Below are 26,290 nucleotides of genomic sequence, written 5' to 3' on the forward strand. Positions count from 1 at the left end.
CGTAGATAGCTTTTTCCGGCGACGGTTAGCCACTAATATAGCCGACATCGTTAGGTGCCTAACTAATAGCTGGAGAAACCATCATGTCCAATCAAGTTGATGTTGCCGTAATGATCGGGAGTGGTGTGCCCAAGAGTTTGCGCGATACCGGGCAGAAGGCCTGCTGGGTGGTGCTGGTCAATGGTGAGCAGCGCGGGACGGCTTTTTCCAGTCGCCCGGAAGCCGAAGAGTGCCGCGCGGCATGGCTGGCGCAGCTGAATGCCGGCCAACTGTGCAACAGGGGGCATGCTCAGCGCGCTTGATGCAATACACAGGTTGGCACTAGGAGTTGAGGGCGCCGGCGTCCACTGCAGCCTTTAATTCTTTTGCCGATTGTTTGGCGGCATCTGCTGCCAGTTCGGCAGTCTTGAACCAGCGATCCTTTTCGACCTGATGGAAGGTGACAGTCGTTAGTGGTGGCTTGGCGCGCATGATGATCACTGCCTGAAATTCGCCGTCGACGTCTTTGGACTCACCGCGGATAAAAAATTCGCCAATATCAAATTCCGTCACGTGTCGCTTTCCCTTGGAGGTAATGAAGCCTGCATGACCCGGCGGCATGGGCCAAGTCGATTTTTACGCGAGTATGGCAGTAGTTGACTCTCAGTGGCGCAGTTAACTCATTCACGCGACGAAAGCCCTGCCGGGCACAGACTCAATCCGGCAAAAAAATTGATTGATTGCTTGATAGAGAAGAGGATGTATATACCCATCTTCGGGCATGACCCGGTAGAATGGTGCCCCCCGGCTATTTTTTTCAGCCAGTTTTCGCTGATGCAGGCGCTGCTTCACTCTGTTGTGCCTGTTCGCCGGGGTAATCATGGCGTTGCTCTATTTAGTCCAGATGTTACATGCCACTCCTGATTCGAGCAGTCAGGAGCACTTGTCGTACTCGGGTTTTCAATTAATTTTTGCTGTCGGTGGTTTGCCCGGACAGTTCCATTTCAGGTTTTCGAGGGTTTTGCGTTGGCAGTCAGTAATTTGGAAATGCATGCGTTGTTCGTTTTGGGTGACTTGCGGGCACGTTTGGTCAAGCTGTTCCACTCGCGCTTTGTATACGTAACTGAACAAAACGCCGAAGGTATTTACATCGCTGAAATTGATACCGAAACAGCGTTGGTGGTAGATGACAAACCGGGTCTTGAACTCAAGGTCGGCGATCATTTTCGCGCAGCAGTGTTGCCCAGCCGTGAAGGTGGCAAGTTCGAAATAAAATTCCGTGATATCAAGACCACCATTTACGGCATCGGTGATTACGCCTATGTCGCCTCACCTCTGGGTGAAGGCGTGGTATTCAAAGAAGGCCAGACCGTGATGTTGATCTTTGCTGCCAAAGAGCAACTTACCGAAGGCTTGAGCAAAACATTGAAAGCCGTCACTGCCAAAGCCGCCAAATGGCCCAAGGGCGAGTTGACCTTCAAGGCCAGCAAAGAGTGACGCTGACGCGCTCCGCAAACCTGTAGCCCCTTTCGGCAATTGCCCTGTACCTGTAGCAGCTGACGAGAGAATCGAGGCTGAGTCCGGTTGCGAAACCGTCGTAAAGTCATGCCCCGCGGTTCTTCAGATAACCCCGGCCCTGCGGATTACGATTGCTTCGCAAGCGGACGTAGCCTTCGCCAACTGCTCTGCAACGGCTGTTAACGGGCAGCGCCCGCACGCTATCCATCTTCCCCTCAAACAGCCTAGGCCTTATGGACGATGTCCGGGTTTCGGGCCAGCTTGATTATCGATCCCACTGGCTGAACAGGCCGGAACCCAAAAAAATAATAAGAATGTGCGAGGGATCGTGAGCATGAGCGCCATCGTCTTTTCATTAGCTGTGCGAGGTCGAAATGGCCGACGCTCATAAAGTCCCTCCCATGCAGCGTTTTGTGAACCGTTGCGCCGACCGGTTAATGACGCACCGAAAATCCCTGCTGGGTTTTTTTCTGCTGATCACCCTGGGCCTGGGTTACAGCGCCACCCACGTACGGCTGGACCCGGGTTTCAACAAGCAGATCCCGGTGCGCCATGCCTACATGCTCAACTTTCTGGATTTCAGCCGCATCTTCACCGGGGCCAACCGGCTGCTGGTGAGCGTGCACTGGAAGGGCCAGGGCGATATCTACAACCCCGAGTTCCTGCAGACCCTGCAACAGGTCACGGACGACGTGTTCTATATCTCCGGGGTCAGCCGGCCCAGCGTCACCTCGCTGTTCACACCCAACGTGCGCTATATCGAAATCACCGAAGAAGGCTACGTCGGTGATCTGGTGGTGCCGCCGCAATATGCGGCAACCCCCGCAGACCTGCAGCAAGTACGCAGCAATGCCGCACGCTCCGGGCAGATTGGCCGGCTGCTGGCCAACGACCTGAAATCGGCCATGGTGCGGGCCGACCTGCAAGACACCGATCCGAAAACCGGGCAGCCGGTGAGCTATGTGCAAATCGCCCGCAGCCTCGAAGACATTCGCGCCAAATACAGTAATGCCGACATCGAAATCAACATCGTCGGTTTCGCCAAGCTGGTGGGCGATGTGGTCGAGGGGCTGAACACGGTGATGGGTTTTTTCGCCATCGCATTCCTGATTACTGGCCTGCTGCTGTGGGTCTATTCCCGGTCGTTGCGCCTGACCATGGTCGCGCTGCTGGTGGCCTTGTTGCCGGTGATCTGGCTCCTGGGCTTATTGCCGTTACTGGGCCTGGGAATCGATCCGATGTCGATTCTGGTGCCGTTTCTGATCTTCTCCATTGGCGTGTCCCACGCGGTACAAATGACCAATGCCTGGAAGCAGGAAGTGCTGGCGGGCAGCGATTCGGTCAGTGCGGCCAAGGCTGCCTTCAGCAAGATATTCATCCCGGGGGCCCTGGCCTTGCTGATGAATGCCCTGGGCTTCGGGGTGATCATGTTGATCGATATTCCCATCGTTCACGAACTGGGGATTACCGCGTGCATCGGCGTGATGCTGATGATCATCACCAACAAAATCATGCTGCCGCTGATCATCGCCCATCTGCAACTTGAGCCGCATCTGCTCAATGCCCGCAGCCCCGGTTCGACCCGGCGCCATCCGCTGTGGTGGCGGCTGTCGGCGCTGGCCACGCCTGGCCCGGCACTGTGGGTCTTCGCCATCAGCCTGGTGCTGCTGGCAGCGGGGGCGTACAAGGCCCGTGAACTGCAGATTGGTGACATTGGTTCCGGGGCTCCGGAGCTGAGGGCCGATTCGCGCTATAACCAGGACAACCAGAAAATCATCAGCAACTACTCCATCGGCCTGGATGTGCTCTCGGTGTTTCTGACCATTGGCGGACGCAGTGAAGCCTGCCTCGACCCGGCGGTCATGCGCGCGGTCGAAACCTTCGATTTCAAGATGCGCGAAGTGCCGGGTGTGCAATCGGTGCAAAGCGTGGCCGGCATGGGCAAGCAAGTGATTGCCGGCAACAACGAAGGCAACCCGCGCTGGGCCGCGATTCCGGGTTCCGCCCAGGGCTTGCAGCAGGGCGCCTATGCCTATTCGCCGGACTCGGGGCTGGTCACCGACAGTTGTCAGAAAATGCAGATTCTGGTGTTTCTGACCGATCACGAAGGGGCCAGCGTGGCCCATGTACTGGGGGAGGCCAAGCGCATCATTGGCGCCATCCAGGTGCCGGGTGTGACCTTCCATCTGGCGGGCGGCAACATCGGGGTCATGGCCGCTTCCAATGAAGCGGTCAAGCAGGCCGAGGTGGTGATGCTGGCGGCGTTGTTCTTCTCCGTGGCGCTGTTTTGCCTGCTGACCTTCCGTTCATTGCGCGCGGTGCTGTGCATTCTGGTGCCGCTGGCGATTGTGGCGGTGCTGTGCAATGCCCTGATGGCTCTGCTGGGCATCGGCCTCAAGGTCGCGACCCTGCCGGTCATGGCGCTGGGGGTCGGGGTGGGGGTGGATTACGGGATCTACCTCTACGAGCGCATCGAGCACGAGATGGCGGCCGGGCAAGACCTGCGCGAAGCGTTCTACCGGGCCATGTGCCAGCGCGGCACGGCGGCCGTATTTACCGCCGTCACCATGTCCCTTGGGGTCTGTACCTGGGTGTTTGCACCCCTCAAGTTCCAGGCCGATATGGGCGTGCTCCTGGCCTTCATGTTTCTGGTCAACGTACTGGGCGCGATCTTTCTGCTCCCGGCGCTGGCTGCGTGGTTCAACCTGGGCAAGCCGCTGGTGAACAAAAGACCTTCCAGCGTACGAGCTTCCTGCGATCAACCGCTTGTCAATCTGTAGGAGCGAGCTTGCTCGCGATGGCATCGCCGCTACCCATTGAAGAATTGCAGTGTCTGCATCGCGAGCAAGGGTGCTCCTGCAGATCGGCATGTACGTCTAATAACAAGGAGAACACCCCCATGCGACGTCTTTCTCAGGTGGGCGGCTGGCTGTCAGTCGCTCTGGTTTTGCACAGTTACAGCGGGCCGCTCCAGGCCCAGGCCCCAGCCGACCAGATTGCCCGGCTGGGCAAGGATCTGACCTGTGTCGGCGCCCAGCAGGCGGGTAACGCCGAGGGCACTATCCCGCCGTTCGGCGGCCAATGGCTGGGGGCGGCCCCCGGCATGAAGTTCGAAGGCACAGGTAAACATCCGATCGACCCTTACCCCAACGAGAAGCCGTTGTTCGTGATTACCGCGCAAAACCTGAGTCAGTACGGTGCGCACCTGTCCGAGGGCCAGAAAGCCCTGTTCAAGCTCTACCCGCAAACCTTCCGCATGCCGGTGTACCCGTCCCACCGCGATTTCCGTTTTTCCGACACGGTGTGCAAGGCCACTCTGGAAAACGCCTCGGTCGCCAAGCTGGTGGATGATGGCGAAGGCGTGGTGGCCCGTACCGGCGGGATCGCGTTTCCGATCCCGCAGAACGGCATTGAATTGCTGAAAAATGCCTCGCTGTTCACGGTCAGGGCCTGGACTGAGGAATACACCTCGGACAACGCCTATGTGCTCAAGGACGGCAATATCAACTGGGGCCGCGTGCACTCGCGCAACATGGCGCCGGGGCTGGAGCCGGGCAAGATCGGTGATACCACCGGCAACTCCTCGTTCTACCTCAACGAAACCCTGCTGCCACAGCGCGACAAGGGCGAAATCAACACCGGTACCGAGTACTGGAACGACAAGACCGAGCCGCGCCAGAGCTGGCGCTACGACCCGGGCACCCGGCGCGTGCGGCAGTCGCCGGGCTACGGTTTTGACATGGCCTTCCCGGGCTCCGGCGGTTCGATCACGGTCGACGAAGTACGGATCTTCAACGGTTCGGCCCAGCGCTATAACTGGAATATCGTTGGCAAAAAAGAGCTGTATATCCCTTACAACACCGCGCGTCTGCACGCCAGCGATCTCAAATACGCCGGGATGCTGACCCCGGGCCACATCAACCCCGACAACATGCGTTATGAACTGCACCGCGTCTGGGTCCTCGAAGGTGTGCTCAAGCCCGGCAACCGTCATCTGTACGGCAAGCGCACGATGTACATCGACGAGGACAGCTGGTTTCCGGTCATGGGCGACAACTACGACAACCGTGGCGAGCTGTGGCGTACCTCGATGGTCAACTACTTCTACGCCCCGGAAACCCAGACCTGGCAGGCAGGTGTCGGCCTGTACCACGACTTGAACGCCGGCAGTTACCTGGCCTTAAACTTGATCAATGAGCAGCGCAACGGCTATGTCCTGAACAAGGGCGGTCTGGCCCCCGGAGACTTTGGCCCGGAAGCCGCTCGCCGGGCTGGCAAATAAACGGTCAACCCCCTGACTTTACCCGTCTGCCACAGGTTGCCTGTGCGCGGGCGGGCGGGTGATGCACAACAATAAGAAACAAGGAGCACGGCATGCTTAAGCACTGCACACGTTTTGTGGGGACCGGTTTACTGTCGGGTTTGAGCACCCTGGTACTGGCGGCGCCGACCATCGAGCTGGGAGAAAACACCACCCTCGACTCGTCGCTTACGGTCAACTACACCGCCTCCATGCGTACAGAAAAGCCTGATCACGAATACCTCAACAGCATCAACAACGACGATGCCACCCGCAACTTCAAGCGGGGTTCCTTGATCAACAACCGGGTCAGCGTATTTGGCGAGTTGATGCTCAAGCACGACAACCTCGGTGCCGTGATGCGAGGCAGCCACTTCTATGACGAGGTGTACCACCAGCGCAACGACAACGACTCGCCGGACACGGTCAACAAAACCGGGCGCTACAACGACTTCAGCCGGGACACGCGCAAACTCAGCGGCAGCAAGGCCCGACTGCTGGACGCCTATGTGTATGGCGACTTTACCGTCAACGACGATCAGTACGTGTCACTCAAGGCCGGCCGGCACCTGGTGGCCTGGGGCGAGAGCCTGTTCTGGCCCAACATCAGCCAGGGCCAGGCGCCCGTGGATGCGACCAAATTCAACGTGCCGGGAACCGAAGCCAAGGACGCCTACCTGCCTGTGGGGCAGGTGTCGGGCTCGTGGTCGATCAATGAAGATTTGGCCTTGCTCGGTTTTTACCAATACAAATGGGAAGAAACCCAGCTCAACCCGGTGGGTGATTACTTCGGCAGCGACACCTTTGGTCCGGGGGCCGAGTTTTATCGTCTGGCCCCCGGCATTGTCAGCAGCCTGCCCGATTCAGCTGCGGTGGGTTATGGCGGCTCGGTCAAGCCGGGTAACAGCGGCGAGTGGGGTATAGGTACCCGCTATCGGATCACCCAAAACACCGAAATCGGCCTGTTCCACTATCGCTACCATGATCGCGTACCGGCGCTGTTTTTCGACTTTACCGGGCAGACCCATTACTCCTCACTGAACAAGGTCGGGGGCAGTGGCTACGGTCCGAGTTACCAGTTGGGTTACTTCGACAACATCAAGCTGACAGGCATCAGCTTCACCACCAAAGCGGGAGACTCGGTACAGTTTGCCGGCGACCTGAGCTACCGCGACGGTGCGGCGGTCTACCTGAGCAATGGTGCACCGGCCCGGGGCCAGTTGTGGCAAGGCAACCTCAACGCGGTGTACATGATCGGGCCGACGTTCATGGCGCAGCAAACCACCCTCATGGCCGAAGTGGTGCACCAGCGGATTCAGGGGGTTGATGACCTGACCGTTACCGGCGGCGGGGCGGGTACCGACGGCACGTTCAACAAATACGTGTACGACGGCCAGACCCGGGGTTCCAGCCTGCTGGGGATTGGCACGTACTTCGATCATCCGAACATATTCAATGGCTGGGACCTGACCACCAAGGCCACCTGGACCCAGAACATTGATGGCAGCGCCTACTCCGGTTTGGGCCGTGCGGAAAAGCGCCTGACCCTGGGCGGGGATTTCAAATACCTGGGCAACTTCCAGCTGGGGCTGACCTACGTGGCCTACCTGAGCTCGGCAGACCTGGCCCAGGGCCGGACCATGGCCGACAGGGACTACCTGTCGTTCAACGGCAAGTACACCTTCTAGTCCTGCCCCCATCGCCGGCAAGCCGGCTCCCACAAGGTCAGATGCAGCACAGTCATTGTGGGAGCCGGCTTGCCGGCGATAAGGTTTCAAAGCCAGACAGCTGGCTGCCACAAGGTCAGAAGCAGCACAGTCATTGTGGGAGCCGGCTTGCCGGCGATGGGGTTTCAAAGCCAGACAGCCAGCTGCCACAAGGTCAGATGCAGCACAGTCATTGTGGGAGCCGGCTTGCCGGCGATGGGGCTTCAAAGTCAGACAGCTGGCTGCCACAAGGTCAGAAGCAGCTCAGTCATTGTGGGAGCCGGCTTGCCGGCGATAAGGTTTCAAAGCCATACAGCTGGCTGCCACAAGGTCAGATACAGCACTGTCATTGTGGGAGCTGGCTTGCCGGCGATGGGGCTTCAAAGTCAGACAGCTGGCTGCCACAAGGTCAGATGCAGCACAGTCATTGTGGGAGCCGGCTTGCCGGCGATGGGGTTTCAAAGCCAGACAGCCAGCTGCCACAAGGTCAGATACAGCACAGTCATTGTGGGAGCCGGCTTGCCGGCGATGGGGCTTCAAAGCCAGACAGCCAGCTGCCACAAGGTCAGATACAGCACAGTCATTGTGGGAGCCGGCTTGCCGGCGATGGAGCTTCAAAGTCAGACAGCTGGCTGCCACAAGGTCAGAAGCAGCACTGTCATTGTGGGAGCTGGCTTGCCGGCGATGGGGCTTCAAAGCCATACAGCTGGCTGCCACAAGGTCAGAAGCAGCACAGTCATTGTGGGAGCCGGCTTGCCGACGATAAGGTTTCAAAGCCAGACAGCCAGCTGCCACAAGGTCAGATGCAGCACAGTCATTGTGGGAGCCGGCTTGCCGGCGATAAGGGTTCAAAGCCAGACAGCATCCCACAAAGGGTAATCCCCAACCCGCTTCACCAGACCTGCCCGTAAAGGATTGGCAACCACATAGCGCGCCAGATTTTTCAGATCTTCTTCGCGACGCAATGCATGATCGTGAAACCCTTTTTGCCAGCGCCTGCCGGTTCTGTCTGTCATGCGATTGATGGCGCGAGCACTCAATGACTTGGTACGCCCCATGAGCTTGTCAAGTGAAGCGCTTTGCAGCTCTACCAGCCAATGAAAATGATCGGGCATTACAACCCATGCGAGTGAATTGACCGAACCTTGTGTGTGCTCATGACGAAATTGAGCAACCACTAACCTGCCAACGCGCCAGTCAGAGAACAGAGGTTCCCGGTCCAGCGTATTGGCGGTCAACAGGTAGATGCCATTGGCCTGGGAAAATCGGCCATACCTTAAACGGCTGGAAGCAGGTCGTTGGGTCATGAGCTCTACTCATAAGTCAGAGCTGCAAAGACTAGTTTCTGAGGCAAGCGACTTCCGAGAGTCTCTGGACCAAATATTTCATGGCCTGATGCATCGCCGGCAAGCCGGCTCCCACAGGGTCAGAGGCAACACAGTCATTGTGGGGTGCTGTCTGGCTTTGAAAGCCTATGGCCGGCAAGCCGGCTCCCACAGGGTCAGAGGCAACACAGTCATTGTGGGATGCTGTCTGGCTTTGAGAGTCTATCGCCGGCAAGCCGGCTCCCACAGGGTCAGAGGTAACACAGTCATTGTGGGGTGCTGTCTGGCTTTGAAAGCCTATGGCCGGCAAGCCGGCTCCCACAGGGTCAGAGGCAACACAGTCAATGTGGGATGCTGTCTGGCTTTGAGAGTCCATCGCCGGCAAGCCGGCTCCCACAGGGTCAGAGGTAACACAGTCATTGTGGGGTGCTGTCTGGCTTTGAGAGTCTATCGCCGGCAAGCCGGCTCCCACAGGATCAGAGGCAACACAGTCAATGTGGGATGCTGTCTGGCTATGAGAGCCTATGGCCGGCAAGCCGGCTCCTACAATGGTAGGGTCGCGTCTGACCTTGTGGGAGCCGGCTTGCCGGCGATAGGTGCGCCACGATCTATCTGGCCTCGCGGGGCATTCCCAGGGCCCGTTCGGCAATGATGTTGCGCTGTATTTCGTTGCTGCCGCCGTAGATAGTGTCCGCCCGGGTAAACAGGAACAATGCCTGTAACCGCGTCAGTTCATAAGGCGCTGCCGCCAGCAACTCTGCCTCCGGCCCCAGTACATCCATCGCCAGTTTCCCCAGCTCCAGGTGCCAGGTCGACCACGCCAGTTTATAAATGGTCGCCTCAGGTCGCAGGCTGCCATCCTGTACCCCCGAGAGCATGCGCAACGAGTTGTAGCGCAGTACCCGCAAGCCGCTCCAGGCCTGGGCGATGCGTTGCCGCATGATCGGGTCTTGCGCCGCACCATTGGCCTTGGCGATGCGCACCACTTCGTCCAGTTCGTTCTGAAATTGCATCTGCTGGCCAAGGGTCGATACCCCGCGCTCGAAACCCAGCAGGGCCATGGCGATTTTCCAGCCGTCACCGGGCTGGCCAATCAGGTTGTCGGCCGCAGTGCGCGCCTGGTCGAAAAATACTTCATTGAATTCGCTGGTGCCGGTCAGTTGCCGGATCGGCTGCACGCGAATCTGCGCCTGAGCCATCGGCACCAGCAGGAATGACAAGCCGCGATGCCCGACACTGCCCGGCTCGGTACGCGCCAGGACAAAACACCAGTCCGATTCATGGGCCAGGGACGTCCAGATTTTCTGCCCGCTGATCAGCCACTGGCCACTCTCACTGTCGAGGCTGGCGCGGGTCTTGATATTGGCCAGATCGGAGCCGGCACCGGGTTCGGAGTAGCCCTGGCACCAAAAGTGCTGCCCGCTCAGAATGGCCGGCAGAAACCGCTGTTGTTGCCCGGGTGTACCAAAGGCCGCCAACGTCGGACCGACCAGTCCTTCGCCGATGTGCCCCATGCGCCCCGGGCCACCCGCGCGGGCGTATTCCTCATAAAAGATCACTTGCTGGTTGATGCTCAAACCACGACCACCATGCTCGATGGCCCAGCCCGCACCCACCCAGCGGCCCGCGGCCAGTTCGCGCTCCCACTGCTTGCGCAATCCGGGGGCGAAGTCTTCGTCTCCCGGCCCGCCACGAAAGCGCAGTTCGTTGTATTGCCCGCTCAGGTGCTCCTGCATCCACTGCGCCACCTGTTGGCGAAAATGCTCATCTGCCGCGCTGAAACCAATGTTCATGGGCGCTCTCCAAAAATATGCCTGGCCAATTGCTCACGATGAAAGGCCGGCGTGCCCAATAACTGCTCGCTGGCCCGTGCCCGCTTGAAGTACAGATGCGGGTCGTACTCCCAGGTGAAGCCAACCCCGCCATGCAGCTGGATCGACTCGGCGGCGCAGTTGAAAAAGCCTTCGCTGGCATGGATTTTTGCCGTGGCCGCGGCTTCCGCCAGTTGCAGCTGGGCACTGGGGTCGCCATCGATATTCAGGCACTGGTCGGCAATGCAGGCGCCGTAGTAACTGGCGGACCGTGCACACTCAACGGCCAGCATCAGGTCTGCGCAGCGGTGCTTGACCGCCTGAAAACTGGCGATGCTGCGACCAAACTGTTCGCGGCCGCCGATATAGGTCAGGGTCAGATCCAGTACCTTTTGCGCGCCGCCGGTCTGCTCGGCGGCGAGCCCGATACAGGCCATGTGCAGCACATCGCGCAACAGCGGCCAGCCGAGGCCGGGCTCGCTGAGCAGGTGCTCATCGTTGAGCACCACGTCATTAAGGGTGATGGTGGAAAAACGTCGGGTCTGATCCAGCGTCGGTTGCTGCTGGCGGCTGATGCCGGGTGTCAGGGCAGACACGGCAAACAGGCGGATCCCGGCCTCGCCGATACTGCCCGGGGTGCGGGCGGCAATGATCAGCAAATCGCACTCGGCACCGTCGATTACATACAGGTACTGACCGTTGAGGCGATAACCACCGGCACAGCTCTGTGCATAGACCTGCACGCCGCTGTCGTCCCAGCGCGGGGCGCTGGTCCAGGCCAGGCTGGCGCTGATTTCGCCGGCCGCCAGCCGGGGCAGCCAGAGGTTCTTGAGCCCCTGATTGCGGCTCAGCAGCAGCGCCGGAATCCCCATGCAGCAGGTGGCAAAAAACGGCGTCGGCAACAAGCAGCGGCCCAGCTGTTCCTGCAACAGGCACACCTCGACAAAGCCCAGGCCCAGCCCGCCATATTCTTCGGGAATCGCCAGTGCCGGCCAATACAGCTCGCGGGCAATGCGGGCCCAGGCCGTGTGGTCGAGACCGGACTCGGCGGCCATTGCCGTGCGCACCGCTCCGGAGCTGGCCACCTGCGCCAAAAAGCGTTCGGCAGACTCTTGAATCATTCGCTGCTCTTCGGTCAGGGCAAGCTCCATAGGACTCCTCACTCTATAAGTGGATCAAGTCTTGAGCATGGAAGGGCAGCACAGGCGCGTAATCCCTGAGCCGGACTAGTCCATTTGGCGGTCGGATCCCCGGCACGGCCCCGCAGGTGTTTAGTCTCAACGGACGATGAGCCACCCCCTGCGCATTCCCATACTGCCCGCATGCCTTTCGCCAATTGAGGAGCACCTGTGAACAGTGCAGCCCCCACCGCAACCCATACCGCCTTTCACACCCGTATTGAGGCGGGGATCGCCGAGCTGGTGATCGACCGGCCACCGGTCAATGCCCTCAATAGCCAGGAGTGGCTGGACCTGGCCCGCACCCTCGAAGCCCTGGGGCAAGACCCGCAAGTGCGGGTCATCGTGATTCGTGCCGAGGGCCGCGGTTTTTGTGCCGGTGTCGATATCAAGGAACTGGACGCCCACCCCGAACGCATCGTGGCCGTCAATGCGGGCAACTACGCCACCTTCAAGGCCGTGCATCGCAACCCGGTGCCGGTGATCGTGGCGGTTCATGGCTATGTACTGGGTGGCGGGATTGGCATTACCGGGGCTGCCGATATCGTGGTGGCATCCGATTGCGCGACGTTTGCGCTGCCGGAAGTTGACCGTGGCGCCATGGGCGGCGGCGCGCATTTACAACGCCTGTTCCCGGTGCAAAAGGTCCGTTATCTGTTTTTCACCGGCGACAAGATCGGTGCGGTGGAGGCCCAGCAGTACGGCTTTATCGAACGTGTCGTACCCCGCGAGCAACTGCGCGAAACCGCTTTGCAGATCGCCCGCAAGATCGCCAGCAAAAGCCCGGACATGATCCGCATCGCCAAAGAGGCGTTGAACGGTATTGAAGACGGCAACCTGGAAGACAAATACCGCTGGGAGCAGGGCTTCACACTCCAGGCATACAACAGCGCGGACTCTGCCGAAACCCGGCGCGCCTTTGTTGAAAAACGCGACGCCACGTTCTGAGGAGCTGACGATGGACCTGACTTACTCCCCCAAGCAAAAGGCCTTTCGCCAGGAGGTGCGCCACTGGCTGGCGGCCAACCTGCCGGCCGAGCCATTGGCCAGTTATGACACCCGTGAAGGGTTCGAGCAGCACCGCCAGTGGGAAGCCAAGTTGTTCGACAGCCGCTTTTCCATGGTGATGTGGCCCACCGCCCTGGGCGGGCGCGGCTGCGACCTGATCGAATGGCTGATTTTCGAAGAAGAATATTACGGCGCCGGTGCACCGATGCGGGTCAACCAGAATGGCCAGCTGTTACTGGGCCCGACCCTGATGGAATTCGGCACCGAGGCGCAAAAGAAGCGCTTTCTGCCGCGCATGGCGGCCAGTGCCGACATGTGGGCCCAGGGCTGGTCGGAGCCCAATGCCGGTTCCGACATGGCGGCGATCACCAGCAAGGCCACCCGCGACGGTGACAGCTATGTGCTCAACGGCCAGAAAACCTGGTCGACCCGGGCCATCTTTGCCGACTGGCTGTTCGGACTGTTTCGCAGCGACCCCGCGTCCAGCCGCCACCACGGCTTGTCATTTGTGATGGTGCCGCTCGATGCACCGGGCGTCACCGTCCGTGCCATCAAGGCCCTGAACGGCAAGGACGCGTTTGCCGAAGTGTTCTTCGATGACGTGCGCATCCCGCTGGAAAACCGCATCGGCGAAGAAGGGCAGGGCTGGCATGTGGCGATGGCCACTGCCGGTTTTGAACGCGGATTGCTGTTGCGTTCGCCGGCCCGCTTTCAGTACACCGCCCGCAAGCTGGTGGAGCTGTACCAGGCCAATCGCGCCAGCGCCGACCGTGATCCGAGCCTTGGCGAAGCCGTCTGCAAGGCCTGGTCGGACGCCCAGGCCTATGCCTTGTCGGCCTATCACACCGTAGGCCGGCTGAGCCGCGGGGCGCAGATTGGCGCCGAATCGAGCACCAACAAAATCATCTGGTCGGAACTGGATTTGCGCATGCACGAAACCGCGATGCGGATTCTGGGTGCCAATGGCGAGCTGACCGGTAAATCGGCAGACGGCCACGACTGGCTGGAGGGCTTCCTGTTTGCCCAGGCCGGGCCGATCTACGCCGGGACCAACGAGATTCAGCGCAACATCATTGCCGAGCGCATGCTCGGCTTGCCGAAGTGAGGCCGGGTATGGACTTTACCTTTACCGATGACCAGCAAGTCTTCCGCGAAGCCATCAGTCGTTTTTTGATGACCGAAGCGGCACCGGAAATGCTTCGCGAAATCTGGGAAACCGACGTCGGTCGCTCACCGGATTTGCGCAACAAAATTGCCGAGCAGGGCCTGACCGCACTGTCTGTGCCCGAAGCCTTCGGCGGCCTGGGCATGGACGATGTGGCCTGGGCCTTGATGACCCAGGAGCTGGGTTACTACGCCATTCCCGACTCTCTGGGCGACACCGCTTATGTCGCCAGCGCACTGATTGCACAGTTGCCAGCCCAGACCCCGCAGCGTGGCGAATGGCTGGAGCGCATTGCTGAAGGCAGCCTGCGGGTCGCCATCGGCCACCCGGTCAACCCGCTGGTGGCCGATGCCGCCCATGCCGACCTGCTGCTGCTGGCCCATGGCGATGAAGTGCATGCCGTGCCCCGCAGCCAGGTTGACGTGCAACCCCACAGCAGCATCGATGCATCCCGGCGTCTGGCGCAGGTCAGCTGGCAACCGGGCCCAGCCACACTGGTGGCCGAGGGCGAGCATGGCCGCCAGCTGTGGGCGCAGACCCTCGACCGTGGCGCCTTGCTGGTGGCCGGGCAACTGGTGGGCCTGGCCCAGCGCATGCTCGATTTGTCAGTGGATTACGCCGCCCAGCGCAAACAGTTCGGCAAGCCGATTGGCAGTTTTCAGGCGGTCAAGCATCACCTGGCGGATGTTGCCACCCAGCTCGAATTTGCCAAGCCGGTGCTGTATCGCGCCGCTTACGCCCTGGCCCACGGCGAGAAAAACGCCTCGGTGTGGGTGTCCCAGGCACGTCTGGCGTGCTGTGAAGCCAGCTGGCTGGCGGCCCGTCACGGCATTCAGGTACACGGTGCCATGGGGTACACCTGGGAAGTCGACCTGCAAATGTTCATGAAGCGGGCCTGGGCGCTGGACAACGCCTGGGGTGATCGCGCCCTGCATAAAACCCGGGTGGCCGAGCATGTACTGAGCGGCGCGGCGCCTTTGGGCCCCGGCCATACCTTCGAGGATTGATTGATGCCCCAAGCCTATATTGTTGACGCCTTGCGCAGCCCGACCGGCAAGCGCAAGGGCGGTCTGGCCCATGTTCACGCGATTGATCTGGGCGCCCATGTACTCAAGGCACTGGTTGAGCGCAACCAGATTCCGGCCGACGAATACGACGACGTGATTTTTGGCTGCGTTGACACCATCGGTTCGCAAGCGGGGGATATCGCCCGCACCAGCTGGCTGGCCGCCGGTCTGCCGCTCAATGTGCCCGGCACCACCATTGACCGCCAGTGCGGCTCGTCGCAGCAGGCGCTGCACTTCGCCGCGCAGGCAGTGATGAGCGGCACCCAGGATGTGATCGCGGTGGGCGGTGTGCAAACCATGACCCAGATCCCGATTTCTTCGGCGATGCTGGCCGGGCAGCCCCTGGGTTTCAGCGACCCGTTTTCCGGCAGCAAAGGCTGGCAGGCACGTTTTGGCAATCAGCCGGTCAACCAGTTTTATGCGGCGCAGCGGATTGCCGACCACTGGGATATCAGCCGCCAGCAGATGGAAGCCTACGCCCTGGAAAGCCACCGTCGGGCACTGGATGCCATCGCCGGGCGCCGTTTTGTCAATGAAATCGTGCCCTGCGAAGGGGTGTGGGACGACGAAACGCCGCGCCACACCAGCCTCGCCAAAATGGCCGAGCTGGAGCCGGTGTCTGCCGAGTTCCCTTCGATTACTGCAGCAGTTTCCAGCCAGACCTGCGATGCCTCGGCAGCCTTGCTGGTGGTCTCGGAAGCTGCGCTCAAGCGCTACAACCTGACACCCCGGGCGCGGATTCATCACCTCTCGGTGCTGGGCGACGACCCGATCTGGCACCTCACGGCGCCGATTGCCGCGACCCGTGCCGCGCTGAAAAAAGCCGGCATGAACATCAACGACATCGATCTGGTGGAAATCAACGAAGCCTTTGCCTCAGTGGTCATGGCCTGGGCCAAGGAACTGGATTTCGACCCGGCCAAAACCAACGCCAACGGCGGCGCGATTGCCCTTGGCCATCCGCTGGGGGCCAGCGGCGCGCGGTTGATGACCAGCCTGCTCAACCAGCTTGAGCGCAGTGGCGGGCGCTATGGCCTGCAGACCATGTGCGAAGGCGGCGGGCAAGCCAACGTGACCATTATTGAGCGTCTCTAGGAGCATTGACATGGCAATTTGTGCAAACCGTACCGTGATCATCACCGGCGCTGGCGGCGGCCTGGGCCGCGCCTATGCCCTGGCTTTCGCCGGGGAGGGGGCCAATGTGGTGGTCAACGACATTCGTCGCGAAGCCGCTGAAGAAGTGGTCGCCGAAATTCGCCAGGCAGGCGGCCAGGCCATCGCCAACGCCGATGACATCACCACCACCGCCACTGCGCAAAACATCGTCGATGCCGCACTGGCGGCGTTTGGCGAAGTGCATGTGCTGGTCAATAACGCGGGGATTTTGCGCGACCGGATGTTTATCAGCCTGGGTGAAGACGACTGGGACGCGGTGATGCGGGTCCATCTCAAAGGCCACTTCTGCCTCGCCAACATCCTCGGCAAGCGCTGGCGTGACCTGGCCAAGGCCGGTCAACCGGTGGCCGCACGCATCATCAATACCAGCTCGGGGGCCGGCTTGCAGGGCTCGGTGGGACAGTCCAACTACAGCGCCGCCAAAGGCGGGATTGCCGCCTTGACCCTGGTACAGGCCGCGGAACTGGCGCGCTACGGAGTGACCGCCAATGCCCTGGCCCCGGCGGCCCGTACCTCTATGACCGAAAGCGCGATGCCGGACGTGGTGAAGAAGCCTGACGACGGCGGCTTTGATGCCTGGGCCCCGGAAAACGTTGCGCCGCTGGTGGTGTGGCTGGGCAGCAGCCTGTCGGGCCATGTGACCGGGCAAATCATCGAAAGCCAGGGCGGCAGACTGTCCCTGGGGGATGGCTGGCGCACCGGTGTAACCCGGGACAAGGGCGCGCAATGGCAGCCCGAAGAAGTGGGCGTGGCCATGGCCCAGATCCTCGCTGAAGCCCCCGCCCCGCAGCGGGTCTGGGGCAGCTGACACGAATGCCCCTGTGGGAGCTGGCAAGCCAGCTCCCACAAGGTTGCGCATGTTGTTTCGTTAGAACAAGAGAATTTCTGCCATGAGACAAGCTCCTCCCTATGTGCCTAGTCACCAGTTGCTGGCCGGCAAGTCGATTTTGATTACCGCTGCCGCCGGTGCCGGTATCGGTTATGCCGCTGCCAAGCGCTGCGCCGAAGAAGGCTGCCGTGCCTTGATGATTTCTGATATCCACCCGCGCCGCCTCGAAGAAGCGGTTGAGCGCCTCAAGGCCGAAACCGGGTTGCAGGCGGTGTACGGGCAACTGTGCAACGTCACTGTCGAAGCCGATGTTCAGGCGCTGGTGGCCGCTGCCGAAGAGGCGTTGGGCGGGGTCGATGTACTGATCAATAACGCCGGCCTTGGCGGTCAGGTACGCCTCACGGAAATGACCGATCAACAATGGTCGTCGGTACTCGATATCACCCTGACCGGCACCATGCGCATGACCCGCGCCATGCTGCCGCATATGGAACGCCGTGGCGCCGGTGCCATCGTCAACAACGCCTCGGTGCTGGGCTGGCGTGCGCAAAAGGAACAGGCCCACTACGCCGCGGCCAAGGCCGGGGTCATGGCCCTGACCCGTTGCAGCGCCCTGGAAGCCGCGGAGAGCGGGGTGCGGATCAACGCCGTGGCGCCGTCGATCGCTTTGCACGACTTCCTGAAAAAAGCCTCCAGCAGCGAATTGCTGGAGCAGCTCACCAGCCGTGAAGCCTTTGGCCGCGCCGCCGAAGTCTGGGAAGTGGCCAACGTCATGGTGTTTTTGGCCAGCGACTACGCCTCGTACATGGTCGGCGAAGTGCTGCCCGTCAGTTCACAACAGGCTTGAGGTGAGGCAATGAGTACGCTTTTTAGCAGCGCCGGGCAGTTACTCGCCGCACAGGGGCTGGATCTGGGGCGCACCGACTGGCTGCTGCTGACCCAGGAGCGGATCGACCTGTTTGCCGAGGCGACGGGGGATCACCAGTGGATTCATGTTGACCCGGTGCGCGCTGCCAGCGGCCCGTTTGGTGCCTGCATTGCCCACGGTTATCTGACCCTGGCGCTGGCCAATCTGTTTATGCCGCAGTTGATGCAGTTCGCCAATCTGGCCATGGGCGTCAATTACGGCAGCGACCGGCTGCGTTTTCCGGCAGCGGTCAAGGTTGGTTCCCGGGTACGCGGGCATGGCCAGATCCTGGGGGTCGAGGCCTTGGGCGATGCGTTGCAGGCGGTGGTGCGCATCAGCGTCGAAATCGAGGGCAGCGAGCGCCCCGGCTGCGTGGTGGACACCATCAGCCGCTACACCTTCAACCCTATTGAACAGTGAGCCTTGAACATGAATTTAAATGACGTTGTGATCGTATCCACGGCCCGCACCGCGCTGAGCAAATCCTTCCGCGGTTCGTTCAACGACACTGAAGCACCGGTGCTCGGTGGCGATGTGGTACGGGCGGTGGTAGAGCGTGCCGGTATCGAGCCGGGCTCGGTCGAAGACGTGATCATGGGCGCCGCCGCACAACAGGGCACCCAGGGCTACAACATCGGCCGCCTGTGCGCCAATACCGGGGGCTTGCCCGACACCGTACCGGGCATGGCTATTGATCGCATGTGCGCCTCGGGCCTGATGAGCATCGGCGTGGCCGCCAAAGGGATCATGACCGGCGAAATGTCGATTGCCGTTGCCGGGGGGGTCGAGTCGCTGTCCCTGACCCAGAACAAGTACAAGAACACCTACCGGGCCCAGTCCGAAGCGGTGCTGGAGTGCATGCCGACGGCCTACATTCCGATGCTTGAAACGGCCGAAATCGTGGCCCGACGCTACAGCATCAGCCGCGAAGTGCAGGACCAGTACTCCCTGCAAAGCCAGCAGCGCACCGCAGCCGCACAGGCCGCCGGGCTGTTCGCCGATGAAATCGTGCCTTTGGCTGCGCGCAAGCTGCTGTTCGACAAGGAAGGCAAGCCCAGCGGTTATCAGGACGTGATTGCCGACCGCGACGAGTGCAATCGCCCCTCCACCACACTGCAAGACCTGGCCGCCCTGAAACCGGTCTGGAAAGACGGCAAGTGGGTGCAACAGGGCGAGTTCATCACTGCGGGCAACGCCTCGCAATTTTCTGATGGTGCCGCGGCGGTGCTGCTGATGAGCCGTGCCGAGGCGAAACAGCGCGGGATCGAAGCGCTGGGCACCTACCGCGGGATTGCGGTGAGTGGTTGTGCGCCGGAAGAGATGGGCATTGGTCCGGTGTTTGCGATTCCAAAATTGCTCAAGCGCTTTGGCCTGACCGTGTCCGACATCGACCTGTGGGAGATCAACGAAGCGTTCGCCTGCCAGGTGGTGTACTGCCGTGATTTTCTGGAGATCCCCAATGACCGCCTGAATGTGAATGGCGGGGCGATTTCCATTGGTCATCCGTTTGGCATGTCGGGTGCGCGGATGGTGGGCCACAGCCTGCTGGAAGGCCGTCGCCGTGGCGCCAGGTTTGTGGTGGTCGCTATGTGTATCGGCGGCGGCATGGGCGCGGCGGGGCTTTTTGAATTGAACTGACACCGTGCCTGGTACCGGACCTGGACCTGTAGGAGCGAGCTTGCCTCGCGAGCTTTTCCACGGAGCGACACAGAGCTCGCGAGCAAGCTCGCTCCTACAGAGAACGCAGGCTGTGATGGGGGACATGTTTGGTAACGCTTTTTGCGACCTGTGGGGTATAACGCCTTATGGCTTTTCAATAAGGACAATCCGTTATGCAAACCCCTTCACAAAGGCCGCTGTGGCAGATCTATCTGATCTTCCTGGCGCCTATGGTGCTGTCCAACTTCCTGCAGGGGTTTTCCGGCACCCTTAACGGAATCTATATCGGGCAGATGCTGGGCACTCACGCACTGGCAGCGGTGTCGGGAATGTTTCCCGTACTGTTTTTCTTTATCGCTCTGGTGATTGGTCTGGGCGCCGGGGCTTCCGTGCTCATCGGTCAGGCCTGGGGGGCCGGCGAGACGTCCATGGTGAAGCAGATCACCGGGGCCACATTGACCCTCGGTGCGCTGGTCGGGCTGATCGCTGCAGTGCTCGGCAGCGTGTTTGCACGACCTGCCATGCAGGCGTTGGGCACTCCGGCCGATGTGCTGGATGAAGCCGTCGGTTATGCCCAGGTAATGATGCTGATCCTGCCCTTGCTGATGGTGTTCATTCTGTTCACCCAACTGCTGCGCGGGGTGAGCGATACCCTGTCGCCGTTGCTGGCGCTGATGGTATCCACCGCGGTGGGCCTGCTGCTGACCCCCGCCTTGATCAAGGGCTGGGTCGGGCTGGCGCCCATGGGTATTCAGAGCGCAGCACTGGCCGGTCTGGTGGGCAACCTGTTGGCCATGCTGTTTCTGGGCTATCGCCTGCGTCATAAAAACAGTGTGATGGCACCGGACCGCGAGCTGTGGGCTGCGCTGCGCCTGAACCGGGAAATTCTCGGCAAGGTGCTGCGCATCGGTTTGCCCACCGGGGTACAGATGGTGGTGTTGTCGCTCTCGGAGCTGGTGATTCTGGCGCTGGTCAACAGCCACGGCTCCCAGGCCACAGCCGCCTATGGCGCGGTGACCCAGATCGTCAATTACGTGCAGTTTCCGGCGCTGTCGATTGCCATCACGGCGTCGATTCTCGGGGCCCAGGCAATCGGGGCAGGGCGCAACGAGCGTATCGGGCCGATCCTGCGTACCGGCATGCTGATCAACCTGTGCCTGACCGGCGCTCTGATCGTGCTGGGCTATGTGTTGTCGGACTGGCTGCTGGGGCTGTTCATTACCGATGTCGATGCGCGGATTCGGGCCGAGCACCTGTTGCACATCATGCTCTGGAGCATTCTGGTGTTCGGTTTCCAGGCGGTGATTGGCGGCATCATGCGTGCCAGCGGCGTGGTGCTGGTGCCCATGGGCATCACGATTTTCTGCGTGTTGTGCATCGAACTGCCGGTGGCCTATAGCCTCAATGCCCACTTCGGCCTGGAAGGGGTGTGGATGGCGTTCCCGGTCACCTACCTGGCGATGCTGGGATTGCAGACGGCGTATTACCGTCTGGTATGGCGGCACAAGCAGATACAGCGTTTGGTCTGAACCCGTACCCCTGAAACCCTGTAGGAGCGAGCTTGCCTCGCGAGCTGTTGGCCATTTTAAAGCCCGCTCCTGCAGATATGTACATATGCAGATACATAGAGAGGCAAGTCAGGCCGTCCGGGCTAGGCCATTTGGACGATGTGCCCGTGACCCACCAGTCCGAAGATCGAAGGCAGGTTCTAGGCACCTCGCCGCCGAGGTAGCCAGAGCATCCACGATAATAAAAAGAGGACTGGCTGCATGAACTCTGCCCAGCAACTGAATCGTGCAGCGAGGCTTCGACCATGCGTGCAATGATCGGCTATCTGGTTTGCCTGATTGTCGCGGCAACCGTCGTTTTCACCTTCACTCCCCATCCTGCACCCGTTGTCGCCTCTGCTCAGTTGCGTCCCGATCGTCTGCAGATCAACGGCATGCTGTACCTCGATCAGCGCGTGGTGGCTGTGGGTGAGCGCGGCAATATTCTGCTCAGCGACGACCAGGGTTTGTCCTGGCAGTCTGCCGTGGTCAAGCCGCAACGTGACTTGACCCTCACCGCGCTGGTGCAGCTGTCGGACAAGACGCTGTTGGCTGTCGGCCATGATGGCTGGATTTTGCGTTCCGTAGACGGGGGCGCGAACTGGACTGAAGTGCGTCACGACGATGAAGTCGCCGAGCCTTTGCTGGGAATCTGGAATGCCGGAGGCAAGCACGTGCTGGCGTTCGGCAGTTTTGGCAAGTTTTACCAGTCCGATGATGACGGCCGTACCTGGCAAGCCCAGCCGCTGGAAGTCGACAGTGCCCACCTGAACGGCATGGACGGCGGCGCGGATGGCCGGCGGATGCTGGTGGGCGAGCAGGGTCTGGTGATGCGCAGCGACGATGGCGGGCGCAATTGGCAGAAACTGCCCGCGTTCTATAACGGGTCACTGTTTGGCGTGGTGCGTTTGAGCCCGGACCGCTGGGTAACCTACGGCATGCGCGGGCATGTCTTTGTCAGCCAGAACTTTGGTCAGAGCTGGGATCCGGTGGCGGTGGGCAATCAGTTGCCGCTCTATGGCCATGCCCTGTTGCCCAACGGCGGCGGGCTGTTGATAGTTGGCGCGGGCAGTTCCGTGGTGCGTCTGGATGGCAACGGCCATTTAGTCAGTGCCAGCCGCTTGCCCGGTCTGGGCACCTTGACCTCGGCGGTGCTGGTGGGCTCACAGCGGTTGCTGGTGGGCGGTGAGCGCGGGGTATTCCAGGGCACTGATGGCAGCGTTGCTGCGTTGGGAGATGCCAAATGAGCACGGCTAAATCTGCAGTTGACCGCGTCGTCGAGCGTACCGCCGACCTGTTGATCGCCTGGCGCAAGGGGTTGCTGGCACTGTTTGTGTTGCTGACCCTGGCCCTGGGCTACAGCGCCACCCACACTCAGCTAGATCCGGGCTTTAACAAGCAAATCCCGGTGCGCAACGAGTTCATGGTCAATTTCCTCAATTTCAGTCAGTACTTCACCGGTGCCAACCGTTTTCTGGTCAGCGTGAAGTGGAAAGGTGAGGGCGATATCTATAATCGCGAGTACCTCGACACCCTCAACAAAGTCACCGGCGACGTGTTCTTTATCAACGGCGTCAGCCGCGCCAGTGTTACCTCCTTGTTTACCGCCAATGTGCGCTATATCGAAATCACCGAAGAAGGTTTCTTCGGGGATGTGGTGGTGCCGCCGCGTTTTACCGGGTCTGGCGAAGACCTGGCCCAGGTTCGCAGCAATATTGCCCGCTCGGGGCAGATCGGGCGGCTGGTGGCCAATGACCTGAAGTCATCGATGGTACGTGCCGACTTGCAGGACCTGGACCCGCAAACCGGCAAGCCGGTGTCCTATGCCGAGGTCGCCAAGCGGCTGGAGGACATTCGCGCCAAATACAGCAACGATGATATCGAGATCAATATTGTCGGCTTCGCCAAGCTGGTGGGCGATGTGATTGAAGGTTTGACCACGGTAATCAGCTTCTTCGTGATTGCCTTTGTGATCACCGGCTTGATGCTGTGGCTGTATTCCCGCTCCTGGCGCCTGACGCTGGTGGCGTTGGTGGTGGCTTTGCTGCCGGTGGTGTGGCTGCTGGGCCTGCTGCCTTTGCTGGGGCTGGGGATCGATCCGATGTCGATTCTGGTGCCTTTCCTGATTTTCTCCATTGGCGTGTCCCACGCGGTGCAGATGACCAATGCCTGGAAGCAGGACGTGCTGGCCGGCAGCCCTTCGGTACAGGCGGCCCACAGTGCATTTTGCAAGATTTTCATTCCCGGCTCGCTGGCGTTGCTGATGAACGCACTGGGCTTTGGCGTGATCATGCTGATCGATATTCCCATCGTCCATGAGTTGGGGGTGACTGCCTGTATCGGCGTGATGCTGATGATCATCACCAACAAGTTGATGCTGCCGATCATCCTTTCTTATCTGAAGCTCGAACCCCGCGCTCTGGCCCAGGGGCTCAAGGCTGCCGGGGGCAAGCATGCACTCTGGTGGCGGCTGTCGGCACTGGCCGAGCCCAAACCGGCGCTGGCGGTGTTTGTCATCAGCCTGTTGCTGCTGGGTGTGGGTGCCTACAAGGCGCGGGATCTGGCCGTGGGCGATATCGGCGTCGGGGCTCCGGAGTTGCGCGCCGATTCACGCTACAACCAGGACAACCAGAAAATCATTAACAGTTACTCCATCGGCCTGGATGTGATGTCGGTGTTTGTTCAGGTCAAAGGCATTGAAGAAGGCTGTCTGGCGCCGCAGGTGATGCGCGCGATCGAGTCGTTCGACTTCCAGATGCGCAGCGTGCCCGGCGTGCAGTCGGTGCAGAGCGTGGCCGGCATGGGCAAGAACGTGATTGCCGGCAACAACGAAGGCAACCCGCGCTGGTCAGCCATTCCGGGCTCCGAGCGCGGTTTGAGCCAGGGCGCACGGGCCTATATGCCGGACGACGGACTGGTGACCGAAGGTTGTCAGCGCATGCAGATTCTGGTGTTCCTGACCGATCATGAGGGGGCGACCGTCAGTCATGTGGTCAAGGAAACCCAGCGCATCATTGCCGGCCTGCAAACCCCAGAAGTGCAGTTCCTGATGGCCGGCGGCAATGTGGGGGTGATGGCGGCTTCCAACGAGGCGGTGAAACAGGCCGAAGTGGTGATGCTCGCCGCCCTGTTCGGTTCGGTGGCGCTGTTTTGCTGGCTGACCTTCGGCTCGTTTCGTGCGGTGCTGTGCATTCTGGTGCCGTTGGCGATCGTGGCCATTCTGTGCAACGCCCTGATGGCGACCCTGGGCATAGGCCTGAAAGTCGCGACCCTGCCGGTAATGGCGCTGGGAGTCGGGGTGGGGGTCGATTACGGGATTTATCTGTACGAGCGCATAGCCCATGAAATGGCTGACGGCAAAGATCTGCGCAATGCGTTTTACCAGGCCATGTGCCAGCGTGGTACGGCAGCGGTATTTACCGCACTGACCATGTCCATCGGTGTGTGTACCTGGGCTTTTGCGCCGCTCAAGTTCCAGGCTGACATGGGCGTGCTGCTGTCCTTTATGTTCCTGGTCAACGTGCTGGGGGCGATCTTCCTGCTGCCGGCCCTGGCTGCCTGGTTCAACCTGGGACGGCCGCTGGTCAAGGTCAGGACTGTGGTTGAACCACAGGCCCATGCCGGGCATTACCCGCTCAAGCAGAGCGTGTCTGCCAAGGATCAGTCAAACCGTTGAAATAGAGGGTTGGCCGGGCTTGTATGCCGGTCAACATAAAGAAATACTGAGTCGCTTTTGCGCAGGGTTGACGGAGCATCCCGCTTCTGCGCTAAGGCAAGTCGCTAGTCATAAAAACAATAATGAGGGCAGGTCTTTGAATCTGGCCCAATGCGAGGAAATGTCCGTGGATACAGTGACCCTGAATCACCAAACCCTGACCAGTCTGGGACTGGATTTGTCCGATTACGATCAAATGATCGGCAGGTTTTATGATGGAGCGCTGGACCCTAAGGTCATGGGCCGTACCCTGTGCGCCGTGCGTGAAATGTTTGCTGCCAACTATGCGACGCTGATTCTGCGGGTGCCGGATCAACCGGACCTGGGGTTGATGATTGTGGCGGGTGACATCGAAGGCGAGGGTGAGCTGACCTACCAGACGTACCCCCAGACCAACACGCCTTTTGCCGGCCAGGCCCTGGACCAGGTCTTCACCGTCGAGGACCTGATGAGTGAGTCGGACTGGACCCACTCTGCCTATTTCAAAGCCTATTGCGGGCCGCAGAACGTGTATCACGTGATGGGCGCCGACATCTCCACCCCGGACGGCGGCAAGCTGCGTTTCCGGATCACCCGGCCTAAAACCTCGCCCAGATTTTCCACTGCGGAACGTGCCCTGTGCGGCATGTTTTTGCCCCATTTGCGCCGCGCCCTGCACCTGCACAATCTGCTGGACCGCAGTGAGTCCATGAGCGAGCTTTATGCCCAGGCCATCAGCCGGCTGTCGGTGGCGACCATTGTGCTCGACGAGACCGGCAAGGTACTGCGCCTTAACCCGGTGGCCGAAGAAATCCTTAAAAGCGCCGATGGCCTGAAACTGGTGGGCGGCCGACTGGAGGCCACCTATCCCAGCGACAACCGCGAATTGCAGCGTCTGGTCAAACACGCGTTCAGCCCCGAAGTACGCGAGGGCGGGTTGACCGCCGATGCCATGTCCGTGACCCGGCCTTCGGGTCAGGTCAGCCTGGGCCTGGTGGTGGAGGCGATTCCGTCGCTGGAATGGGCTGAGGGCAAGAGCAAGCCGGCGGCGGTGATCTATATCCGCGATTCGGTGGGCAAGTCCCTGGCCAGCGAAGTGGTGACCAAGCAATTGTTCAACCTGACCAAGGCCGAAACCGCGCTGGCCATGGAGCTGGCGAACGGCTTGTCCCTGGAAGAAGCGGCCGAGAACCTGAACATCCGGCGCAACACGGCGCGGGCACACTTGCGCTCGATCTTTTCCAAAACCGGTGTGCGCCGTCAGACCGAGCTGGTAAGGATTCTGCTGAACAGCGTGGTCGCGCTGGGAAAGCCCAAGTGCGCCTTGCGGGGGGATGAGTCGGTGATTGTACCGGCGCCGCAGTTGGCGCGGCCCGTTCGTAAAAGCGCTTAAGCACTCACGTCAGTCAGGCTCGCGGTGA

The 26,290-nt window shown here is 60.7% G+C and carries 21 protein-coding genes; 17 read left to right on the top strand and 4 right to left on the bottom strand.

The genetic code is table 11. The features are described from left to right. Positions 1-83: 83 nt before the first annotated feature. Entirely contained in the window at positions 84-302 is a 219-nt protein-coding gene (locus JQ848_RS09290; RefSeq protein ID WP_003446414.1) for a hypothetical protein, read from the top strand. A gap of 19 nt (positions 303-321) precedes the next feature. On the opposite strand, the gene JQ848_RS09295 is transcribed toward JQ848_RS09290, so the two are convergent. Next, complete coding sequence (locus JQ848_RS09295; protein ID WP_003446415.1) at positions 322-552, bottom strand: hypothetical protein; 231 nt, start codon at positions 550-552, stop codon at positions 322-324. 453 nt (positions 553-1,005) lie between these two features. Between JQ848_RS09295 and JQ848_RS09300 the strand changes: the two genes are divergently transcribed. From JQ848_RS09300 to JQ848_RS09315, 4 genes are all read left to right on the top strand, one after another. Beyond that, positions 1,006-1,476 (top strand): hypothetical protein, encoded by a 471-nt coding sequence (locus tag JQ848_RS09300; RefSeq protein ID WP_029612994.1) that lies wholly within the window; start codon positions 1,006-1,008, stop codon positions 1,474-1,476. Positions 1,477-1,898: 422 nt separating this feature from the next. Continuing rightward, entirely contained in the window at positions 1,899-4,277 is a 2,379-nt protein-coding gene (locus tag JQ848_RS09305) for an efflux RND transporter permease subunit (protein ID WP_202210525.1), read from the top strand. 119 nt (positions 4,278-4,396) lie between these two features. Then, the gene (locus JQ848_RS09310; protein WP_202210526.1) at positions 4,397-5,779 is read left to right on the top strand and encodes a DUF1329 domain-containing protein; all 1,383 of its coding nucleotides are present in this window, start codon (positions 4,397-4,399) and stop codon (positions 5,777-5,779) included. 92 nt (positions 5,780-5,871) lie between these two features. Further along, positions 5,872-7,485, top strand: coding sequence for a DUF1302 domain-containing protein (locus JQ848_RS09315; RefSeq protein WP_003446423.1), 1,614 nt, complete (start codon positions 5,872-5,874; stop codon positions 7,483-7,485). Positions 7,486-8,351: 866 nt separating this feature from the next. Here the strand turns inward: JQ848_RS09315 and JQ848_RS09320 are convergent. The 3 genes from JQ848_RS09320 to JQ848_RS09330 all read right to left on the bottom strand — a co-directional run bounded on the left by JQ848_RS09320 (position 8,352) and on the right by JQ848_RS09330 (position 11,790). Further along, positions 8,352-8,810 carry an REP-associated tyrosine transposase gene (locus tag JQ848_RS09320; RefSeq protein ID WP_003446441.1) on the bottom strand — a complete coding sequence of 153 codons (459 nt, stop codon included), beginning with the start codon at positions 8,808-8,810 and terminating at the stop codon, positions 8,352-8,354. A gap of 626 nt (positions 8,811-9,436) precedes the next feature. Next, positions 9,437-10,621, bottom strand: coding sequence for an acyl-CoA dehydrogenase family protein (locus tag JQ848_RS09325; protein WP_010657372.1), 1,185 nt, complete (start codon positions 10,619-10,621; stop codon positions 9,437-9,439). Further along, complete coding sequence (locus JQ848_RS09330; RefSeq protein WP_127196676.1) at positions 10,618-11,790, bottom strand: acyl-CoA dehydrogenase family protein; 1,173 nt, start codon at positions 11,788-11,790, stop codon at positions 10,618-10,620. Before JQ848_RS09330 ends, JQ848_RS09325 begins: the two co-directional genes overlap by 4 nt. 198 nt (positions 11,791-11,988) lie before the next feature. Between JQ848_RS09330 and JQ848_RS09335 the strand changes: the two genes are divergently transcribed. From JQ848_RS09335 to JQ848_RS09390, 12 genes are all read left to right on the top strand, one after another. Further along, positions 11,989-12,765 carry an enoyl-CoA hydratase family protein gene (locus JQ848_RS09335; protein ID WP_003446447.1) on the top strand — a complete coding sequence of 259 codons (777 nt, stop codon included), beginning with the start codon at positions 11,989-11,991 and terminating at the stop codon, positions 12,763-12,765. A gap of 10 nt (positions 12,766-12,775) precedes the next feature. Further along, positions 12,776-13,930 carry an acyl-CoA dehydrogenase family protein gene (locus tag JQ848_RS09340; protein ID WP_010657371.1) on the top strand — a complete coding sequence of 385 codons (1,155 nt, stop codon included), beginning with the start codon at positions 12,776-12,778 and terminating at the stop codon, positions 13,928-13,930. 8 nt (positions 13,931-13,938) lie between these two features. After that, complete coding sequence (locus JQ848_RS09345; protein ID WP_003446451.1) at positions 13,939-14,997, top strand: acyl-CoA dehydrogenase family protein; 1,059 nt, start codon at positions 13,939-13,941, stop codon at positions 14,995-14,997. A gap of 3 nt (positions 14,998-15,000) precedes the next feature. Further along, positions 15,001-16,152 carry an acetyl-CoA C-acetyltransferase gene (locus JQ848_RS09350; protein WP_003446453.1) on the top strand — a complete coding sequence of 384 codons (1,152 nt, stop codon included), beginning with the start codon at positions 15,001-15,003 and terminating at the stop codon, positions 16,150-16,152. Positions 16,153-16,162: 10 nt separating this feature from the next. After that, positions 16,163-17,041: an SDR family oxidoreductase gene (locus JQ848_RS09355; RefSeq protein WP_003446455.1), complete on the top strand. Its 879-nt coding sequence runs from the start codon at positions 16,163-16,165 to the stop codon at positions 17,039-17,041. A gap of 82 nt (positions 17,042-17,123) precedes the next feature. Then, positions 17,124-17,909: an SDR family oxidoreductase gene (locus tag JQ848_RS09360; protein ID WP_202210527.1), complete on the top strand. Its 786-nt coding sequence runs from the start codon at positions 17,124-17,126 to the stop codon at positions 17,907-17,909. A gap of 9 nt (positions 17,910-17,918) precedes the next feature. Next, positions 17,919-18,389 carry a MaoC family dehydratase gene (locus JQ848_RS09365; protein WP_003446460.1) on the top strand — a complete coding sequence of 157 codons (471 nt, stop codon included), beginning with the start codon at positions 17,919-17,921 and terminating at the stop codon, positions 18,387-18,389. Between the two features lie 9 nt (positions 18,390-18,398). Then, positions 18,399-19,607 (top strand): acetyl-CoA C-acyltransferase, encoded by a 1,209-nt coding sequence (locus tag JQ848_RS09370; protein ID WP_202210528.1) that lies wholly within the window; start codon positions 18,399-18,401, stop codon positions 19,605-19,607. Positions 19,608-19,801: 194 nt separating this feature from the next. Continuing rightward, entirely contained in the window at positions 19,802-21,157 is a 1,356-nt protein-coding gene (locus JQ848_RS09375) for an MATE family efflux transporter (RefSeq protein ID WP_202210529.1), read from the top strand. 284 nt (positions 21,158-21,441) lie between these two features. Continuing rightward, positions 21,442-22,422, top strand: a complete 981-nt coding sequence (locus JQ848_RS09380) for a WD40/YVTN/BNR-like repeat-containing protein (RefSeq protein ID WP_202210530.1) — start codon at positions 21,442-21,444, stop codon at positions 22,420-22,422. After that, positions 22,419-24,851: an efflux RND transporter permease subunit gene (locus JQ848_RS09385; RefSeq protein WP_003446467.1), complete on the top strand. Its 2,433-nt coding sequence runs from the start codon at positions 22,419-22,421 to the stop codon at positions 24,849-24,851. The genes JQ848_RS09380 and JQ848_RS09385 overlap by 4 nt, the downstream gene beginning before the upstream one ends. Positions 24,852-25,017: 166 nt before the next feature. Next, positions 25,018-26,262 (top strand): helix-turn-helix transcriptional regulator, encoded by a 1,245-nt coding sequence (locus JQ848_RS09390; RefSeq protein WP_369826381.1) that lies wholly within the window; start codon positions 25,018-25,020, stop codon positions 26,260-26,262. Positions 26,263-26,290 lie beyond the last annotated feature (28 nt).

The sequence above is a fragment of the Pseudomonas paraversuta genome (assembly GCF_904067025.1).
Taxonomy (GTDB): Bacteria; Pseudomonadota; Gammaproteobacteria; order Pseudomonadales; family Pseudomonadaceae; genus Aquipseudomonas; species Aquipseudomonas paraversuta.

What these genes read in the sequence shown, in the direction of transcription:
- JQ848_RS09290 (WP_003446414.1), top strand. Translation starts at nt 84, where the DNA reads ATGTCCAATCAAGTTGATGTTGCCGTAATGATCGGGAGTGGTGTGCCC.
- JQ848_RS09305 (WP_202210525.1), top strand. Translation starts at nt 1,899, where the DNA reads ATGCAGCGTTTTGTGAACCGTTGCGCCGACCGGTTAATGACGCACCGA.
- JQ848_RS09310 (WP_202210526.1), top strand. Translation starts at nt 4,397, where the DNA reads ATGCGACGTCTTTCTCAGGTGGGCGGCTGGCTGTCAGTCGCTCTGGTT.
- JQ848_RS09315 (WP_003446423.1), top strand. Translation starts at nt 5,872, where the DNA reads ATGCTTAAGCACTGCACACGTTTTGTGGGGACCGGTTTACTGTCGGGT.
- JQ848_RS09320 (WP_003446441.1), bottom strand. Translation starts at nt 8,810, where the DNA reads ATGACCCAACGACCTGCTTCCAGCCGTTTAAGGTATGGCCGATTTTCC.
- JQ848_RS09325 (WP_010657372.1), bottom strand. Translation starts at nt 10,621, where the DNA reads ATGAACATTGGTTTCAGCGCGGCAGATGAGCATTTTCGCCAACAGGTG.
- JQ848_RS09330 (WP_127196676.1), bottom strand. Translation starts at nt 11,790, where the DNA reads ATGGAGCTTGCCCTGACCGAAGAGCAGCGAATGATTCAAGAGTCTGCC.
- JQ848_RS09340 (WP_010657371.1), top strand. Translation starts at nt 12,776, where the DNA reads ATGGACCTGACTTACTCCCCCAAGCAAAAGGCCTTTCGCCAGGAGGTG.
- JQ848_RS09345 (WP_003446451.1), top strand. Translation starts at nt 13,939, where the DNA reads ATGGACTTTACCTTTACCGATGACCAGCAAGTCTTCCGCGAAGCCATC.
- JQ848_RS09350 (WP_003446453.1), top strand. Translation starts at nt 15,001, where the DNA reads ATGCCCCAAGCCTATATTGTTGACGCCTTGCGCAGCCCGACCGGCAAG.
- JQ848_RS09355 (WP_003446455.1), top strand. Translation starts at nt 16,163, where the DNA reads ATGGCAATTTGTGCAAACCGTACCGTGATCATCACCGGCGCTGGCGGC.
- JQ848_RS09360 (WP_202210527.1), top strand. Translation starts at nt 17,124, where the DNA reads ATGAGACAAGCTCCTCCCTATGTGCCTAGTCACCAGTTGCTGGCCGGC.
- JQ848_RS09365 (WP_003446460.1), top strand. Translation starts at nt 17,919, where the DNA reads ATGAGTACGCTTTTTAGCAGCGCCGGGCAGTTACTCGCCGCACAGGGG.
- JQ848_RS09370 (WP_202210528.1), top strand. Translation starts at nt 18,399, where the DNA reads ATGAATTTAAATGACGTTGTGATCGTATCCACGGCCCGCACCGCGCTG.
- JQ848_RS09375 (WP_202210529.1), top strand. Translation starts at nt 19,802, where the DNA reads ATGCAAACCCCTTCACAAAGGCCGCTGTGGCAGATCTATCTGATCTTC.
- JQ848_RS09380 (WP_202210530.1), top strand. Translation starts at nt 21,442, where the DNA reads ATGCGTGCAATGATCGGCTATCTGGTTTGCCTGATTGTCGCGGCAACC.
- JQ848_RS09385 (WP_003446467.1), top strand. Translation starts at nt 22,419, where the DNA reads ATGAGCACGGCTAAATCTGCAGTTGACCGCGTCGTCGAGCGTACCGCC.